The organism is Nocardia sp. CA-135398, assembly GCF_050955845.1.
Lineage (GTDB): Bacteria > Actinomycetota > Actinomycetes > Mycobacteriales > Mycobacteriaceae > Nocardia.
Genome location: NZ_CP192084.1, coordinates 7,866,714 through 7,885,131, shown reverse-complemented (window position 1 = coordinate 7,885,131; position 18,418 = coordinate 7,866,714). Strand labels below are relative to the sequence as shown.

Below are 18,418 nucleotides of genomic sequence, written 5' to 3'. Positions count from 1 at the left end.
CCTGGCGCGAGCATTGCGCCGGGACGTCCGGCGGAAGCGCAGGAGTCAAGAAATGCCAGCAAATCTCGGATGGATCCGGCAATTCCACCAGCCCCGCTCCGCCGCCAGCGACTGCTCGCAGGTCGCTCGAACCGGCACAGCACGCCCGCCATTGTTGATCTGCCCGCACGCTGGTAGCGGTGCGTCCACGTATCGAGCGTTCTCGAAGGTGCTCAGCGAACACTTCGACGTCCTGATCTTCCAGTACCCGGGTCGCCAGGACCGCGCCCGCGAGGCGGCACTGGCCACGCTCCCCGAACTCGCCGCCGGTGCGTTCGCGGAATTCCGTACCTCCGAACACAATCGGGGTCTGCCGCTGACGGTCTTCGGCCACAGCATGGGGGCGATGGTGGCCTTCGAATTGGTTCGCCGGGCCGAGGCGGCCGGACTCGAGGTGCGACTACTCGCGCCGTCCGCCGCGGTCTCGCCGGGCCGGGCCATCGACCTGCCACCGCATCCGACCGAGGACGAGCAGATCCTCGACCACCTCGGCGCGCTGGAGGGCACCGGTGCCGATGTGCTCGGCAGCCGAGAGGTCATGCGGATGGCGCTGCCGGTGGTGAAGGCCGACTACCGGGCCTTCGATGCCTATACCTGCCCGGTGGATGTCAAGGTGCAGGCCAAGATTCACGTGCTCGGCGGTGCCGAGGACACCATCATCACGCCGCGTGAGCTGTACGGCTGGTCCAACCACAGCGCACAGGAAATCGACGTCACCATCTTCGACGGCGGGCATTTCTATCTGAACGACAATGCCGCCGGGATCGCGGAACTGCTCGCACCCGAACTGGATCGCGTCGGATGAGTGCGGAAACGGATCCGATCGTCATCTCCGGTATGGCCGTCGAGGCGCCGGGCGGTATCGAGACGCTGCCCGACTTCTGGTCGGTGCTTACCGAATCACGCGAACTCATCGGCCCGTTCCCGCGCAATCGGGAGTGGCCGATCGGGGAGTTGCTTTCGCTGCACCGCACCGAAGGCTGGAGTCGGGTCGCGGATGCCGGTGGATTCCTCTCGGAGGCAACCGAATTCGATCCGATGTTCTTCGGTATTACGCCGCGCGAGGCCATTTCGATGGATCCGCAGCAGCGGGTCGCGCTTCGAGTGGCCTGGCGGGCGCTGGAGAATGCGGGCATCAACCCGGGTGCGCTGGACGGCGCCGAGGTCGGTTGCTTCATGGGCGCGTCCATCAATGAATACGGGCCGCAGTCCGGTGTGGTCACCGAGTACTCCGGATACCGGGCCACCGGGACTGCCCTCGGCGCGGTGGCGGGTCGGATTTCGCACAGCCTCGGACTGATCGGGCCGTCGCTGACCACCGACACCGCATGCGCGTCATCGCTGACCGCATTGCATTTGGCCGCCAATGCCGTGCGTGCCGGTGAATGCGAGTGGGCACTGGCCGGTGGCGTCTGTGTCATGGGCTCGCCCGCGGCATTTTTCGAGTTCGCCAAGAACAACGCACTCGCCGACGACGGCCACTGTCGCTCCTATGCCGCCGACGCGACCGGCACGCTGTGGGGCGAGGGCGCGGGTGTGGTCGTCGTCGAACACGAGTCGCGCGCCCGCGAACTCGGCCATCGGATCTACGGCCGCGTGCTCGCCGCCCGGGTCAACCACAACGGCAAGGGCGCACCGCTCGCGGTACCCAGCGCGACGGCACAGCGGCGACTGATCGAGAAGACTCTGGCCGCGGCCGGAATTCGACCGGATGACATCGGCCTGATCGAGGGACACGGCACCGGAACGCCGGTCGGCGACCCGCTCGAGCTGACCGCCCTCGCACAGTCCTATGGCGGCCTCGACCGCGGCACCGACGGACCGCGCCTCGGCTCGGTGAAGTCGAATATGGGCCACGCGCAGGCCGCCTCCGGGGTGCTCGGCCTGATCAAGGTGCTGCTGAGCGGCGCGAACGGTCAGATCGCGCCGAGCCTCTACGCGGACAACCCGACCACCGAAGTGGATTGGGAAGCCACCAGCCTGCGGTTGGCCAAGACGCTCGAACCCTGGGATCCGATCGACGGCGTCCGCTACGGCGCCGTCTCTTCGTTCGGCGTCGCTGGCACCAACGCACACGCGATCTTGGCCATGCCCGTGCTGGAGGATATCGATGCCTGATTACCGACTTCCCGACGGAACCGTCCCGGTACTGCTGTCCTCCGATACGGCCGACGGACTGCGTGGCGAGGCGGCGGCGATCCTGGGATACCTCGAGCGGCATCCCGGCGTGACCCCGGATCGCGTGGCGGACATGCTGTTTCGCACAAGGGTGGCCCGCCGACGGCGCGCGTTGGCGATGGTCGACGACCGCGACGGCCTGCTCGATGCGTTGCGAGCGATCGTCGCAGGTGCCGAACATCCCGCGGTGACAGTTGGCCTCGCTACCGCGCGCGGCATCGGATTCGTCTTCCCCGGCCAGGGCAGCCAGCGGCCGGGCATGGGCAAACTCTTCTACGAGATCTCCCCGACCTTCCGTCGCGCGGTCGATGAGTGCACCGCGATCTTCGAGGAGCGCTTCGGTCATCGGGAGCCGCTGCACTATCTGCTCGGCGGCGAAGGGCAGTTCGAGGACCACGTGCGGGTGCTCCAGCCTGCGTTGATGTTCCAGATGTACGCCTTGGCGGCCATGTGGCGGGCGGCCGGTGTGGAACCCGCCGCGACCATCGGCCACAGTCAGGGTGAACTGGCCGCCGGTGCGGTATCGGGAGTGATGACGCTGCGGGATTCGGTGCTCGCGGTGACGCATCGGGCCTTGGCCGTCGACCAGCTTTCGCCGCGCGGCTATTCGATGGCCGTGCTCGGCATGGACCGCGATCAGTGTGAGGCGCTACTGGCCAGGCACTCCGGCTGGGCCGAGCTGTCGGTGGTCAATTCGGCACATATCCTGGCCATTTCGGGTGATCGCGAGACCATTGTCGAGATGGTGGCGAACGCGACCGCGCGTGGTCAGTTCGCCAAGGAGATCCGCGTCGCGTATCCGGCGCATACCTCGGTGGTCAGCGAGTACCGGGAGGGGCTGGAGGCCGCGCTCGGCGACGAAATGAGCGGGCCGAACTTCATCGCGACCGAAATCCCTTGCTACGGTGCGACACTCGGCACGACCATTACGCCCGACCTGCGGCACGACCAGTACTGGTATTGGAATCTGCGCAACCGCGTCCGGTTCGATCGGGCGATCACGGCGGCAACCGCCGACGTCGACACCTTTGTAGAGATGTCGGAACATCCGATGCTGCAGTTGGCCATTCAGGAGAACCTCGGCACGGTGCGTCCGGACCCGGCCCGGCCGCAGCGGGAATTCCGCGTGATCGGCACCTCGCTGCGCACTGCGGCGGGGCTCGGCGAATTCACTCGCAATCTGGCGTCCGTCGCGGTACATGACCTGAACTATCGATGGGATGCATTGCGGGTCGAATCCGATTCGGACACAGTGCGTTTGCCGCTGCGAGATTTCCCCAACACCGTGTTGAATCCGCAGCGACTGTGGGCTCCCTACCGGACGACGACGCCGGTCGCCCCCGAGCACCCCGCGACCCGGCTTGCGGAGCATTGGGTGCGGCTCGAGCGTCGTTCGCTGGTTTCGCCGCGGACAATGCTCGTCGTCGATCACACCGGTCAGTGCGCCGAACTCGCCGCGGCGCTGTGCACCGCGGCGCACAACCACGGCGGCGGCGGGACCATTTACGATCCCGATCGGCCCGCCGACACCGCCGACTACGACTCGGTCATTGTGCTGCTGCCGGAGTTGCCCGATCTGGACGGGCCCGCCGCGATCGCCGAACTGGCGCGCTTCTACGCCGCGCGTTGGCTGCCGGCTTTGGACGCCACCGTCGCCGACTGCTGGCTGGTGACCGTGCGCGGTGAAGCCGCCGTCGCCGACGATCCGGCACCGCATCTGTTCCACGGCGCGGTATCCGCCGGATTCCGCTGCATCGGACTGGAAAATATCGGCACCGCTTTCCGACACCTCGACCTCGACGCCACTGACGCGGCGCAGGCCGCGAAGATCGTGCGCGCACTGCATGCCAAGGACGAACCGCAGCTGGCACTGCGCGCGGGCGGGCTCTATGCCAAACGGCTCGAGGTGGAACCCGAACCGGCCGCCGGAGCTCCGGATGACGTTGAGCTCGAACACGTCGTCATCGTCGGCGGGACCGGCACCCTCGGACTGAAGTTCGCCGAGCACTTCGCCGGTCGTGGCGCGCGGCGGATTACGCTACTCAGTCGGTCCGGTGAAACCGATGCCGTGACCGGCCGCTTGCGGGTCGTCCGACAGGTAGGCACCTCCGAGATCACGGTTGTCGCATGCGATGTCAGCGACGAATCGAGTGTGCGTGAGCTCGCAACCGCGCTGACGGACACCCCGGTGACCATGCTGGTACACGCCGCAGTGAACTATGTGCGGGCCGAACTCGCCGATGTGACCACCGACAAACTGTTCGAAATGGCGGCATCGAAGATCATCGGCACCGACCATCTGCTGCGGCTGCTGCCACTTGCCCCGGATGCCCGGATCGTCATCTGCTCGTCCGCGGCGGCGACCTTCGGCGGGCGCGGGCAGATTCTCTACGCCACCGTCAACCGCATGCTCGACGTGTTGGCCATGCGCCTGCGTGCGGCGGGCACGAATGCCGTTGCGATGCAATGGGGCATCTGGGATCTGGAAGGGCCGCTGCATGCGGTCGGCGTGGATCGGATCGCCGCCGCTGGCGGCCAGTCCATGGATCCGCGCGACGCGCTCGCCGTCGGTTTCACCGAGTACGCCGAAATCGGGCGGCCCGGCAATCGCATTGTGATGGCCGCCGATTGGTCGCAGTTGAACGACATCATCTCGGCGGTCGGCTGGGGTCCGCTGCTCGCCGATGTGCTCGTGCGAGTGGATACGGCCCCGCCGCAGATCGAGGCCACAGCCGCGCCTGCCGCCGTGGTCCTGCCGGAGGCGGTCGTGCCGTCCGCCGGTTCACTGTCGGATCAAGTGCGCGTCGAACTGGGCAAGGTCATGGGCGCCGACGGGCTCGACGCCATCGACAGTTCGGTGCCGCTGGTGGCACTCGGCCTGGATTCGCTGCAGGCATTGGACTTCCGCACGCGGGTGCGGGCCGAACTGAACCGCGATCTTCCGGTGGCGGCCATTCTGGGCGGTGCGTCGCTGGACGACGTCGTGCGCCTGATGGCCGACAGCAACGTCTAGGCGAGGGATTGACGATGTCGAACAACGAACCAGCCAGCGTCCTCGACCGCCGGAAGGCGCTACTGCGCCAGCGTTTAGCCGAAAGTGGGTTGACCGCACCTACTTCGCAGAGCGCGCCGATCCGAAGATCGAAACCGGGTGTGCGTCATCCACTTTCGGCGGGACAGCGGCGGATGTGGTTTCTGCAGACCCGCGATCCGGAGGACACCACCCTCAATATCTGTGTGGCCTATCGGCTGACGGGTGCGCTCGACGAGGCGCGGCTGCGTGATGCCGTCGCGGCCGTCGTGCACGGCCACGACATTCTGCGCACCACCTACGGTCTCGACGAGAACGGCGAGCCGTACCAGATCGTGCGCGCCGATCTCGAATTGTCCTGGCAGACACACGATCTGACCGACCTGCCCGATTCCGGCCGGTCGCGCAGGCTGGAAGTGTTGGCCCGCCGGGAGTTCGGTCGCCCGTTCGATCTCGCTTCCGAGTCGCCGTTGCGCGTCAGCCTGGTGCGCACGGGCGTCGATGAATTCGCCCTGCTGTTGGTCGCGCATCACATCAGCTGGGACGACGACTCGTGGGCCGTCTTCTTCACCGAGCTCAATGCCGCCTACCGCGCCGAGTCCGTCGCGATTGACCGTGCGCAGTTCGTCGATGTCGCGGTCTTCGGCGATATCACCGCCGACAACGACAGCGCCGACATCGACTACTGGCGCGCGACTCTGCGCCCACTGCCGGAATCCTTGGAACTGCCTGGTCCGGCCCCGGTCGCCACGGTTGCGGCCAAGCAGTCCGATCGGTGCACCTTGCCGCTGCCCGCGGAGCTCGTCGCTCGCGTCGAGGCCTTCGCGCGTGCGCGCGGCGCCACCCCGTTCATGGTGTGGCTGGCCGCCTATGACGCGGTGGTCCATCGCTACACCGCGGCGACGGATTTCCTGGTATCGGTCCCGGTGACCGTGCGCCGCGATGCGGCCGCCGAATCGTTGATCGGCTACTTCGGCAATACGCTGCTGCTGCGCGCCACCATCGGCGCCGAGGACAGCTTCGCCCGGTTCACCGAAACCGTCCGCGATACCTGCGTCGGTGCCTTCGCGCACCAGAATGTCGGTATCGATCGCGTTGTGCGCGAGGCTAATCCGGATCGCGTCGGCGGCCGGGACGGGTTGGAGCAGCTGGTCCGACTCGGCTTCGGGGTGCGCAGGAGCGCACAGGGTTTCGACCTCGCGGGTGTCGAGGCGACGCTGCTGGAACTCGGCAGCGCGGTGGCCCAGGTTCCGCTGGGGCTGACCGTGGTCATGGAAGCCGATGGCGCTCGTCTCGAGGCCGAGTACCGGATCGCCGAGCTGGACCGCGCCCTGGTGGAGCAGCTGCTCGGCCACTACCTGCAGTTGCTGGACAGTGCGCTGACGGATCCCGATCGCAGGCTCGGTGATATCGATATGCTCGGCGCGGCCGACCGCGCCGCGATCCTCGCACTGTCGCACGGCCCGATTGTGGAGGCCGGACCGACCACCATAGTCGCGCTCTTCGAAAACCAGGTCGCGGCAATGCCCGACGCCCTCGCCATTGTCGCCCCTGCCGAACGCGGCACCCCCGACACCGAACTCAGCTACGCCGGACTGAATCGCCGTGCCAATCGGTTGGCGCACTGGCTGATCGGGCAGGGACTCGGTACCGAGGACATCGTCGGGCTGCGGCTGTCGAATTCGGTGGAGTTCGTGGTCGCGGTGCTGGGTGTGCTCAAATCCGGTGCGGCGTATCTACCTATAGATCCGGCCTACCCGGACGATCGCATCGACTACCTGGTCGAGGATGCCGCACCCCGGCTGGTGCTCGGGCGGATCGAGCTGGACGCCGCCGAATCCGCCGCTGCCGAACTCCCCGAAACCGATCCCGGCGACACCGACCGGGTACGGCCACTGCTGCCCGGCCATCTCGCGTACGTCATCTACACCTCCGGGTCCACCGGAAAGCCCAAGGGCGTCCTGGTATCCCATGCCGCGATCGCCGAACATCTCGCGGGCTTCGTCGCGGAATGGAGCATGACCGCCGAGGACCGGCTGCTGCAGTCCTCTTCGGTGAGCTTCGATGCGTCCCTGCTCGATATCTTCGTGACGCTGACGCTCGGCGCTCGGCTGGTCATCCCGAAACCCGATGCCTTCCGTGATATTCCGTATGTCGCCGAGTTGATCACCCGCTGCGGGGTCACCGTGCTGCATATGGTGCCGTCGATGTTGAGCACCTTCCTGCTGCTGCCGGAGGTGAGTGAATGGCGTGCGCTGCGGCATGTTCCGGTTGGTGGTGAGGCGCTGCCCGGTGAGGTGGCCGATAGGTTCGCCGGTGTCTTCGATGCCGAACTGCGCAATCACTACGGTCCGACCGAGGCCGTGGTGTGTGCGACGCATATGGATGTGGAAGGTCCGCAGGGCACGCGGATCGTGCCGATCGGTGTGCCGAATCAGAACGTCACGGTGTACCTGCTCGACGACGCGCTGCAACTGGTGCCATCGGGGGTGGTCGGTGAGATCTATGTGGGTGGAGCGCAATTGGCGCGCGGCTACCTCGATCGGCGTGGGCTGACGGCGGCGCGGTTCGTCGCCGATCCGTTCGCGCCGGGCGCTCGGCTGTATCGGACCGGCGATCTCGCGCGACGCAATGCCGATGGCGAGATCGAATTCGTCGGCCGGGCCGATGAGCAGGTCAAGGTGCGTGGGTTCCGGATCGAACTCGGCGAGGTCGAGGCGGCCATCGCCTCGTATCCGGGTGTCGGGCACTGTGTCGTCATCGCGGTCGAGGATGCCGCCGTCGGTGCGATGCTGGCGGCGTATGTGGTTCCGGCCAATGGTCTTTCGGAGTCGACGCTCGATATCGACGAGGTGCGCGGGCACGCCGCAGCGACGCTGCCGGAGCACATGGTGCCCAGCACTTTCGCGGTGATAGATGAGATTCCGTTGACCGTGCACGGCAAACTCGACCGTCGCGCGCTGCCGGATCCGGAACGCGCCACCACGCGCCGCTACCGGGAGCCGAGCACCGCCACCGAAATCCGGTTGGCTGGACTGTTCGCGCAGATCTTCGGCCGCGAGCAAATCGGCGCGGACGATTCCTTCTTCGAACTCGGCGGGCATTCACTGCTGGCCACCCGACTGGTCGTGCGGATTCGCACCGAATTCGGCGTCGAGATCGATGTGCGGGCACCGTTCGATACCCCGACCGTCGCGGGACTTGCCGCACTCATCGAGGCCACACCGGCGCGTGCCACGGCCGCGGTGCCCGCCCTAATGAAACGTGAACGGCCCGAGCATATTCCGCTGTCCTATTCGCAACTCGCATTGTGGTTCCAGCGCAAGCTGGAGGGGCCGAGTGCGATCGGCAATATTCCGTTCGCGGTGCGGGTGGACGGTCCGCTGGATCTGGACGCGCTGACCGCCGCGCTCGCCGATGTCGTCGCTCGCCACGAGGTACTGCGCACCGTCTTCCCCGAGAACGGCGGTGTGCCATATCAATTGGTCCTGCCCGCTGGGCCGATAGCGGTGCCGGTGACGGAACTGGACGATCCGAAGAAACTGCGCGCCGAACTGGCCGCAGCGGGTCGTCACTGCTTCGCCGTTGATGCCGAGCTGTTGATCCGGCCACGAATCTTTGTTCTGGACAACAGGACCCACGTACTGTCGCTGCTCGTACACCATCTGGTGGCGGATCACTGGTCGTTCCGGACGATTCTGGACGATCTCGGCACCGCCTACCGTGCGCGCACCGCGGGCGCCGCGCCGGACTGGACTCCGCCGCATGTGCAGTACGCCGACTATGCACTGTGGCAGCGCGAGGTGGTCGATTCGCTCGGTCCCCAGGTGGACTACTGGCGCGAAGCGCTCGCCGGTCTGCCGGACGAGATCAATGTCGCGCTGGACCGTCCGCGCCCCGCCATACTCGGCAAGAACGGCCATGTGGTGCCGTTCGCGGTGCCCGCTGAATTGCGCGGCAGGCTGAAGGCCATCGCTGAGGCCAGTGGGGGCAGCGAATTCATGCTCTACCAGGCCGCGGTCGCGACACTGCTGCACAAACTCGGTGCGGGCGTGGATATTCCGCTCGGCACCCCGATCGCGTGCCGGGTCGATCCGGCCACCGCCGAGTTGGTCGGCTTGCTCGCCAATATGGTGGTGCTGCGCAATGACCTGTCCGGTGATCCGACGCTGCGGACCGTACTGGAGCGCTCCCGCGATACCGCGCTCGGTGCGTACAGCAATCAGGACATTCCGATGGAACGCTTGGTCGACGCGCTGAATCCGGCCCGGTCCAGGTCCAGGAACCCGCTGTTCCAGGCCATGATGCACTTCCGCGAGGAGAACTGGGACGGCGCGGGTCATGGTTTGGACGCGCACACCGCGCTGACGGTTCTGCCAGTGGATTTCGACACCTCGCTGCTCGATCTCAGCATCAATTTCTTCGCCGGTTCCGATGGCGGCTTCGATGCCAGCGTCATCGTCAATACCGATCTCTACGAGCCCGCCACCGGAGAATTGTTCGCGCAGCGCATGGTTCGCGTATTGACGGCCTTCGCCGAAACTCCCGACAGCACGGTCGGTGAACTCGACATCATGCCCGCCGTCGAGCGGCAACGGGTGCTCGGTGAATGGGCCACCGGTGTGGAGCTGTCCAGGGTGCCCGGCCTTGCCGAGCTGATCCGGCGTGGCCGCGGTGTTCCGGCCGATCGGATCGCGCTGCGCTGCGGTACCGAGACACTCACCTACGGCGAGCTGTTCGAACAGCTCGATCGAGGCGTGCCGCAGCTGTCCGAAGGTGCATCGGCGGCCGGAGTGGTGCGACGGCTCGCCGCACTGGACGCGGCAGCGAATACCGGTGGGACCATTGCGGTTTCGCACCTTGTGCTCGACAGTGCGGCCGTGGCCGCCGCGGTAGCCGATCGACGGGCCATTGCCGCCGACCGCCGCGGCGAATCACTGGACCGGGCACTGGGTTCCGCGGATGTGCGACTTGTCGCCGGATCGTGGCCGGGATCCGAGATCGAGGTCGAGCTGCTTGCCGCACTCGCCGACGGTGCGACGCTGATCCTCACCACCGAACAGCAACGCGAAGATCCGGTCGCGCTGGTCGAGTTGATCGGGTCGCATTCGGTCACCCATGTCGTTGCCGAGCCCGTCACGCTGTCGCGCTTCGTGCAGACCGGCGTCTCCATGCTGCCGTCGGTGCGCAGCTGGGAGGTCATCGGAACCGATTGGCCCGCAGCCCTTCCCGATCTGCTGCCCGCGCTGGCGGCCGGTTCGGTCGCGACCTTCGACTTCCGGATTCCGGAGTACGCGGGCGCGGTGGCGCGCGGTGCGGTCGATGGCAGCGGACGTGCGCGTCCCATTCCTGGTGCTCGGGTGTTGGTGCTGGATGAAGCCCTTCGACCGGTTGCGCCCGGCGTCGACGGCGATGTGTATGTCGGCGGGGCGGGACTCGCCGACAGATACGTCGACGATTCGGCGAACGCATTCATCGATGACCCATACCTGCCTGGAGCCCGATTGTTCCGCACGCGGCAGCGGGCGCGCTGGGATACCGCGGGACGACTCGCGTTCAGGACCGATAACGCTGGTGAAACCATCAGGAGCACAACATCTTCCGATGGCCCGCACACCGAAACCGAACAGCAGCTCATCGCCGTCCTCGAGGAACTGCTGGAAATCGAGGATGTCACCGCCGATGACAACTTCTTCGCACTCGGCGGCGACAGCGTGATCTCCATCCAGTGGTCGGCGCGCGCGAATCAACTCGCCCTTCCGCTGTCCCCGCAGTTGGTATTCGAGCACCTCACCATCGCCGAACTCGCGGCCGCGGTCGACGAGGCGGTGGCGGCGGGGATGACCACGACCATCGGTGACACCTTCGGTACGGCAGTCGACCACGCGGACAGCGATGGCGGACAAGCTGCTCAGCCATCCGAACCCGACCAGCACCGGCATGCCGTCATGAGTGTGTCCGGCCTCAGCGACGACACGCTGGCCGCATTGGGCGCGGCGTGGAAGCAGTCGCAATGAGGGGCGACTACTTCCTCGCGGCTGGCCGGACAGGTGGCCATGACGCGATGACCATCGGTCGAAAGGCGTTGCGATGACCGTGGACCGGAGCATCCCGGCCGAAATCGAGGATGTGCTCGCGCTCAGCCCACTACAGGAGGGGCTGTTCTCGTTGGCGCGGTTGGCCGCCGACGGGGTCGATCTGTACACGATGCAGTTCGTCATCGATATCAGCGGTCCGATCGACGTGCCGATGCTGCGCCGCAGCGCCGAGGCAATCCTGCAGCGGCACGCCAATCTGCGGGCCGCGTTCTGGGATAAGGATCTACCCAAGCCGGTGCAGATCGTGCCGACCTGGGTGGATCTGCCCTGGCTCGAAATCTCGGCCCTGCCAGCGGAATTCGATGCCATTGCCGAGGCGGACCGGCAGCAGCGGTTCGATCTGTCTCGCGGTCCTGCCCTGCGCATTACGCTGGTCACGCTGCCCGAGGAGCGGCACCGGGGGATGGCAGCCGACGGAGCTTGCGGAGTCGGCGGGGCGGGTAGACGCAGGGGGATGGCAGCCGACGGAGCTTGCGGAGTCGGCGGGGCGGGTAGACGCAGGATGATCGTGACCGCACATCACATCCTGATGGACGGCTGGGCGGTCGCGGTGTTCTTCCGTGAGCTCATCGCGGTGTACGAGGCCGGGGGACAGGCGGATTCGCTGCCACCGGCGCGGCCGTACCGCGACTACATCGGCTGGCTGGCCGCGCAGGACACCGCCGCCAGCATCCGCAGCTGGACCGAATACCTCGCGCCGCTGAGCGGTCCGCTCATGCTGGCCGCTGGTACCGCGACCGAAGTCGGCGCGGCGATCCCGCGCCGCACCCGATTCAGCCTGGACAATGCCGAAACCGCGCGGCTGGTGCAATGGGCGCGCACGAACGGTCTGACCATGAGCACCGTCGTCCAATTCGCCTGGGCGATAGTCCTGGGCAGACTCACCGATCGACGCGATGTCGTGTTCGGCACCACCATTTCCGGCCGTCCGGATGCGCTGCCCGGCGTCGAGACGATGATCGGACTGTTCATCAATACCGTGCCCGCGCGCGTCCTCATCGACCGGAACCGCACCGTCGCTGAGCAATGCGCGCAGCTACAGCGCGAATCGGCGACCATGCGCGATGCGGGATATGTGAGCCTGTCGACCATTCAGCGCGCGGCCGGGCATGGCGCGCTGTTCGACGTGCTGTTCGTCTTCGAGAACGCACCCATCGGCGCGGCCACCGATCCGATCGTCACCGCGGGCGGCACCCGCTTTCTGCCGGTGGCAATGGAAAGCCTGGTGCACTACCCGCTTTCGGCGGTGTCGCATCTGACCGACGGCACACTCGTCGTCATGCTCGAGGCGATTGCCGAAGCGCTGCCGCACTTCCCGATCGGCGATATCGGCGAGCGGATCCTGTCGGTGCTGCGTCAGTTGCCCGATCTCGGCGATTCGAGTCCTGATGCGCTGGATCTGCTGTTGGCCGATGAGAAAGTCGTCGTTGCCGAGTCGCGGGATTCCGCGAATGGGACGGCCTACGAGCTCTTCCTGAACCAGGTGGCCAGCACCCCGGACGCGATTGCGCTGAGCACCGGTTCGGACCGCTACACCTACCGCGAATTGCGCACGGCCGCAGGTCAACTGGCGAATGAGCTGATCGCCGCCGGTATCGGTCCGGAAGCCGTTGTCGCCCTCGCGCTGCCGCGATCGGCTCGGTCCATCGTCGCGATCCTGGCTGTGCTGGAAGCAGGCGGAGCCTATGTGCCGGTCGATATCTCGGCACCCGTCGCACGCATCGAATCCATCTTGCGCCAGGCGCACCCGAAACTGATTCTGACGGTTGGGGAGTCCGCCAACATGCTCGGCGAGACCACGCGCCCGGTCCTGGTACTCGACGATCCCGATGTTGCGGAACGAATCGCAAACCACCCCATCACGCCCTACCGCCCGGTTTCCCCCCAGACCGCCGCCTACCTCATCTTCACCTCCGGCTCGACCGGCGAACCCAAGGGCGTCATCGGCACTCACGCCGCTCTGACCAGCTACTTCACCGATCACCGCGACCGTGTCTACCGCCCGGCGGTGGCCCGGCTCGGCCGCCGACTGCGCATTGCGCACGCCTGGTCGCTGAGCTTCGACGCCTCATGGCAGCCCATGATCGGCCTGTTCGACGGCCACGCCGTCCACCTGTTCGACGAGTCCGAAATGCGCGATGCGCAGGGCCTCGTCGACGGTATCGTTCGGCACGAGATCGACATGATCGATACGTCGCCGTCCATGTTCACCCAGCTCTCGGCCGCCGGTCTGGTGGACGGTGAACGACTGACCGTGCTCGCCCTCGGTGGCGAGGCCATCGGTGCGCCCATGTGGGAGCAACTGCGCGCACTGCCGGGCACCTCGGTCTACAACTGCTACGGCCCCACCGAGACCACGGTCGAGGCGGTGGTCGCGACGGTGAATACCGGTAGCAATGAGCCGGGCAATGCCAAGCCCACCATCGGTGGACCGGTGGATCGGATGTCCGCGTATGTCTTCGATGCCATGCTGCGGCGGGTGCCGCGCGGCGTCGCCGGTGAGCTGTATTTGTCCGGCGCTCAGGTGGCGCGCGGCTATATCGGCAAGTCCGCCAGCACCGCGGACCGCTTCGTCGCCGACCCTTTTCGCCCCGGTTCGCGCATGTACCGCACCGGTGATCTGGTGCGGCAGTTGCCGAATGGCGATCTCGCCTATCTCGGCCGCGCCGACGATCAGGTCAAGATTCGCGGCTACCGGATCGAAATCGGTGATATCGAAACGGCTTTGCTGCAGCTGCCGCAGGTGCGCGCGGGCGCTATTCTGGTGGTGCAGCGGCCGACTGGCCCGAGTCTCGTCGCTTTCGCCGTCGGTGCTGATCCTGCCGACTTGCGTGCCGGACTTGCAGCGCGCCTGCCTGCGTATATGGTTCCGGCACGGGTTATTTCGCTGCCCGATTTACCGGTCACCCCTAACGGCAAGCTCGATGTGCGCGCTCTGCACGCTCTAGGGCTGGCGGCGCTGCGGGGTTCCGGCCAGCGCACCCTGCCGAGCACCGATACCGAGCGAATCCTGTGCCGCGCTCTCTCCGAGGCACTGGGCGGGACCACTCCCGGTATCGATGACGATTTCATCGAACTCGGCATGGACAGCATTGTCGCCATTTCCCTGGTGAACGCCGTGCGCCGTGCGGGACTCTCGGTCAGCCCCGCCATCGTCATGACCAACCCCACCGTCCGCGATCTGGCCGCCGCTATCGATTCCCGTGCGGCACAGCGGGAGAGCCGCCCTGCCGAGATCGGCGAGGTAGTCCCGACACCGATCATGTCCTGGATGTACGAGTACGGCGGCTTCCGCAGACTCGCACTCTCCACACTGATATCGCTACCTCCCGAAGCGGATCGGGCCGGGGTGGAAGCGGTGCTGCAGGCACTCGTCGATGGTCACGACATGCTGCGCGGTCAACTGTCGACAACCGGTTTCCAAACCAGAGCGCAGGGCAGCGTGCGCGCCGCCGATATCCTGCACGAGGTTCGGGTATCCGGTGACTTCGGCGCAGTACTCGAGGAGCATGCGCGAGCGGCGATCGATCGCATCGATCCGAAGACGGGCACCATGATTCAGGCCGTCCGCTTCGCAGGCCCCGATGTGCTGCTGCTATCGATCCACCACCTCGCGGTGGATCCCGTCTCCTTGCACATCATCCTCGCGGATCTGGCCGACGCGTGGTCGCAACTCGCCCGAGGTCAAACCGCCACTGTCGCACCAGAATCGACCGGATATCGAAGCTGGGCCGAACTACTCGACAAGCGCCGCACCGCACCGGAAGTGTCAGCCCAACGCGACTTCTGGACCGAGCAACTGACCGGCCCCGATCCGGAACTCGGCCTGCGCCACCCGGATCCGACCCGCGACACCTGGTCCTCCTACCGCCTCACGCCGTCGTTCACGCCGACCGACACCACCCGAGGCATCCTCGACGGCCTCGGCATGCACGAATTACTGCTCACCGCATTGACAATCGCGCTGACGACCTGGCGAACCCGACGCAATCAGGACGGCTCGACGGGCGCACTGGTCGCGCTCGAGGGCCACGGTCGCGAGGATGCCACCGTCGGCGACGTCGACACCTCGCGCACGGTCGGCTGGTTCACCACGGTGTACCCACTGCGCGTCGGCACCGGCTCGACACTCGACATCACCCGCGCCGAGTCCGATCCGGCCGAAACGGCGTCGCTGCTGAAAGCCGTCGCAGCACAGCTCGACAGCGTCCCGAACAAGGGCTTGGACTACGGCCTGTTGCGCTATGGCGAAAACGAGCCGCAAGCCGACCCACAGGTGGTGCTCGACTACCTGGGTCGCATGGACCTCACCGCGGGCACATCGGGTCCATGGACCGCCATCACCGATCTCAGCCTGCACCAACGGCTTCCGGTCGCACCCGAACCGGATATGCCGCTGCGCTATGCGCTCGACCTCGTCGTCGCCGTCTATCCGAGCACCGACGGACCCCAGCTGGCCACCCTGTTCCGCTGGAGCGAGGCACTTTTCGACAGCACCGAGATCGACCGTTTCGCCACCCTCTGGCAGCGCTGCGTCACCGCAGTGGCCGCCGCCATACCGAGCCCAACTTCGGGAGAACGATGAACGCGATCGAAAACACCATCGTGGTCGAGGACGTCCGCAAGTCCTTCGGCGACGTCCACGCCGTGCGCGGCCTGACCTTCTCGGCGCCCGCCGGAAGTGTGCTGGGCGTACTGGGCCCGAACGGCGCGGGCAAGACGACCACGGTCTCCATCCTGTCCACGCTTACCAAACCCGACGCCGGCCGCGCCTTGGTCGCGGGCCACGACGTCGTGCGCGAAGCCGCGGCCGTGCGGGCATCGATCATGCTCACCGGCCAGTACGCGGCGCTCGACGAGGTGCTGACCGGCCGGGAGAATCTTGTGCTGTTCGGTCGTCTGATGGGTCTGCGCCGGAAACAAGCCAGGGTGCGCGCCACCGAACTGCTCGAACAGTTCGATCTGGTCGAGGCCGCCGATCGCCGCGTCGGCGGCTACTCCGGCGGTATGCGCAGACGCATCGATATCGCCTGCGGCTTGGTGCGCCCGCCCAAGGTCGTCTTCCTCGACGAACCCACCACCGGCCTGGATCCGGTGAGCAGACAGGGCGTTTGGTCGCTGGTTCGTTCGCTGAAGGAACAGGGGGTGACGATCCTGCTCACCACTCAGTATCTGGAAGAGGCGGATGCGTTGAGCGACAACATCATCGTCATCGATAAGGGCCGGGTGATCGCCGAAGGCACCGCGGACCAACTCAAGGCCCGCTCGGGCTCCAGCTACTGCGAGGTCGTCCTGGTCGATTCGGGTGACCTGCCCGCCGTGATAACCGCGCTCGACGGCCTCGGCACGGTCACCGTCGCCGAATCCAAGGACCGGGTTTCGCTTCCGGCTCCCGACGGTGCCACCACGCTGGCCGAAGCGCTGCGCCGGATAACCGATGCCGATATCGAACTCATCGATATCGCCCTGCGCAGACCGTCACTGGACGAGGTCTTCATCAAGCTCACCACCGACGAACCGGGCTTGGTGACCGCATGACCGAATCAATCACGGTGCCCGCCGGACTGCAGTGGACCGCATTGAGCGGCCGCACCGTGCGCGCGGCGGTGCGCGAGGGTGATCTGCCCTTCGGCTTCGTCGCGCCGATGATCTTCTTCGTCTGTTTCTATGTCCCGCTGCGCAAGTCGATGGAGCAGACCGATGCGGACTACGCCCAGTACCTGCTGCCGGTAATCGTGCTGCAGGCGATGTTCTTCACCGCGATGTCGGCGGGCGATCGCGCCGCCCGAGACACTTTCAGCGGCATGGGAACTCGTATGCGGTCCATGCCGGTCAAATCCTGGGTCCCGCTGGCCGCCCGGATGTCCGCGAATCTGGTTCGCGCGCTGGCCGGGGTCACCGGAGCGCTGGTGATCGGCACGGCCTTCGGTTTCCGATTCCACAGTGGGGCAGCGGCTCTCGGCTTCGTCGCGCTCTCCCTGGCCTTCGCCGTGGCGCTGGTGATCGGTGCTGACACACTCGGCGTCGCAACCGGTAAGCCGGAAATCGGCGCGTCCGCGCTGCTCGCACCGCAACTGCTGTTGATCATGATGTCCACGGGTTTCGTTCCGGCCGAAGGCTTTCCAGGTTGGATCCAGCCCTTCGTGCGCAATCAGCCGGTTTCCCAGGCCGCTGCCGCCCTGCGCGATCTCGCCAGTGGCGAATACAGCTCGGCCGTCGCGGTCGCGGCGGTCTGGATTCTCGGTCTGATCGTGGCTTTCACCGCGATCTCGGTCTGGGTGGAAAGGCGGCGGCCGTGAAAACACTGATCGACCAGAGCTTCGTCGAAATGGGCCGACTGCTGCGCCGCTGGCCGCGCGAGCAGGAGGTATTGACCTCGACGCTGATCCTGCCGGTGCTATTGCTGTTGATGTACCAACTGGTGTTGCACAAATTCCTCAGCGCGTCCTCCGGCGTGGACGCCATCTACGGTTTCGTCCCGATGATCGCGGTCACCGGCGCGATGTACGGCGCCATGGGCACCGGCCTTTCGCTCTACGCGGAGCGGGAAAGCGGTCTGCTGCGGCGCATCTGGGTGCTGCCGGTGCACCGCGCGGCCGGACTGATCGGCAGACTGCTCGCCGAATGCGGACGGACGCTGATCGCGACGATCATCGTGGTCGTCCTCGGCGTGGCCCTCGGATTGCGCTTCGAGCAGGGCTGGCCCGGCGTGCTCGGTGCGCTCGCCGTTCCGGTGCTGCTGATTCCCGGCTTCGCCACCATGGTGATCACGGTCGGCGTCAGCAAGGCGGGCGACAAGGTCGTGCAGTTGTTCGCGGCACTCGTGCTGCTCGGGATGTTCTTCAATTCCGGATTCGTACCTGTGCGGAACTATCCGGATCGGCTGCAGCCCGTGGTGCGCGTCCAGCCGATGAGCTGCGCGATCGAGGCAATGCGTGGCTGCACGATCGGCGGCCCCATCGCCACCCCGCTGCTGCAGACCATTGCCTGGTCGGCTGGGCTCGCCCTGGTCTTCGGAGCCTTCGCGGTACGTGGCTACCGCAAGGCCGCGGAGGGCTGAGCAGCCCACTGA

General features: G+C 66.5%; 8 protein-coding genes. All 8 read left to right on the top strand.

Annotation, left to right across the window (positions count from 1 at the left end; translation table 11 throughout):
• Positions 1–52 precede the first annotated feature (52 nt).
• Positions 53–844, top strand: a complete 792-nt coding sequence (locus ACQP1T_RS35135) for a thioesterase II family protein (protein ID WP_433757287.1) — start codon at positions 53–55, stop codon at positions 842–844.
• Positions 841–2,157: a polyketide synthase gene (locus ACQP1T_RS35130; RefSeq protein ID WP_433757286.1), complete on the top strand. Its 1,317-nt coding sequence runs from the start codon at positions 841–843 to the stop codon at positions 2,155–2,157. The genes ACQP1T_RS35135 and ACQP1T_RS35130 overlap by 4 nt, the downstream gene beginning before the upstream one ends.
• The gene (nbtC, locus tag ACQP1T_RS35125; RefSeq protein WP_433757285.1) at positions 2,150–5,230 is read left to right on the top strand and encodes a nocobactin polyketide synthase NbtC; all 3,081 of its coding nucleotides are present in this window, start codon (positions 2,150–2,152) and stop codon (positions 5,228–5,230) included. The genes ACQP1T_RS35130 and nbtC overlap by 8 nt, the downstream gene beginning before the upstream one ends.
• Before the next feature lie 14 nt (positions 5,231–5,244).
• Positions 5,245–11,265: an amino acid adenylation domain-containing protein gene (locus tag ACQP1T_RS35120; protein ID WP_433757284.1), complete on the top strand. Its 6,021-nt coding sequence runs from the start codon at positions 5,245–5,247 to the stop codon at positions 11,263–11,265.
• A 73-nt stretch (positions 11,266–11,338) separates the two neighbouring features.
• A complete protein-coding gene (locus tag ACQP1T_RS35115) occupies positions 11,339–15,931 on the top strand; it encodes an amino acid adenylation domain-containing protein (RefSeq protein WP_433757283.1) in 4,593 nt (1,530 codons plus the stop codon).
• Positions 15,928–16,884 (top strand): ATP-binding cassette domain-containing protein, encoded by a 957-nt coding sequence (locus tag ACQP1T_RS35110; RefSeq protein ID WP_433757282.1) that lies wholly within the window; start codon positions 15,928–15,930, stop codon positions 16,882–16,884. Before ACQP1T_RS35115 ends, ACQP1T_RS35110 begins: the two co-directional genes overlap by 4 nt.
• Positions 16,881–17,645: an ABC transporter permease gene (locus ACQP1T_RS35105; RefSeq protein ID WP_433757281.1), complete on the top strand. Its 765-nt coding sequence runs from the start codon at positions 16,881–16,883 to the stop codon at positions 17,643–17,645. The genes ACQP1T_RS35110 and ACQP1T_RS35105 overlap by 4 nt, the downstream gene beginning before the upstream one ends.
• Complete coding sequence (locus tag ACQP1T_RS35100; RefSeq protein ID WP_433757280.1) at positions 17,642–18,406, top strand: ABC transporter permease; 765 nt, start codon at positions 17,642–17,644, stop codon at positions 18,404–18,406. The genes ACQP1T_RS35105 and ACQP1T_RS35100 overlap by 4 nt, the downstream gene beginning before the upstream one ends.
• The last annotated feature ends 12 nt before the right edge of the window (positions 18,407–18,418 follow it).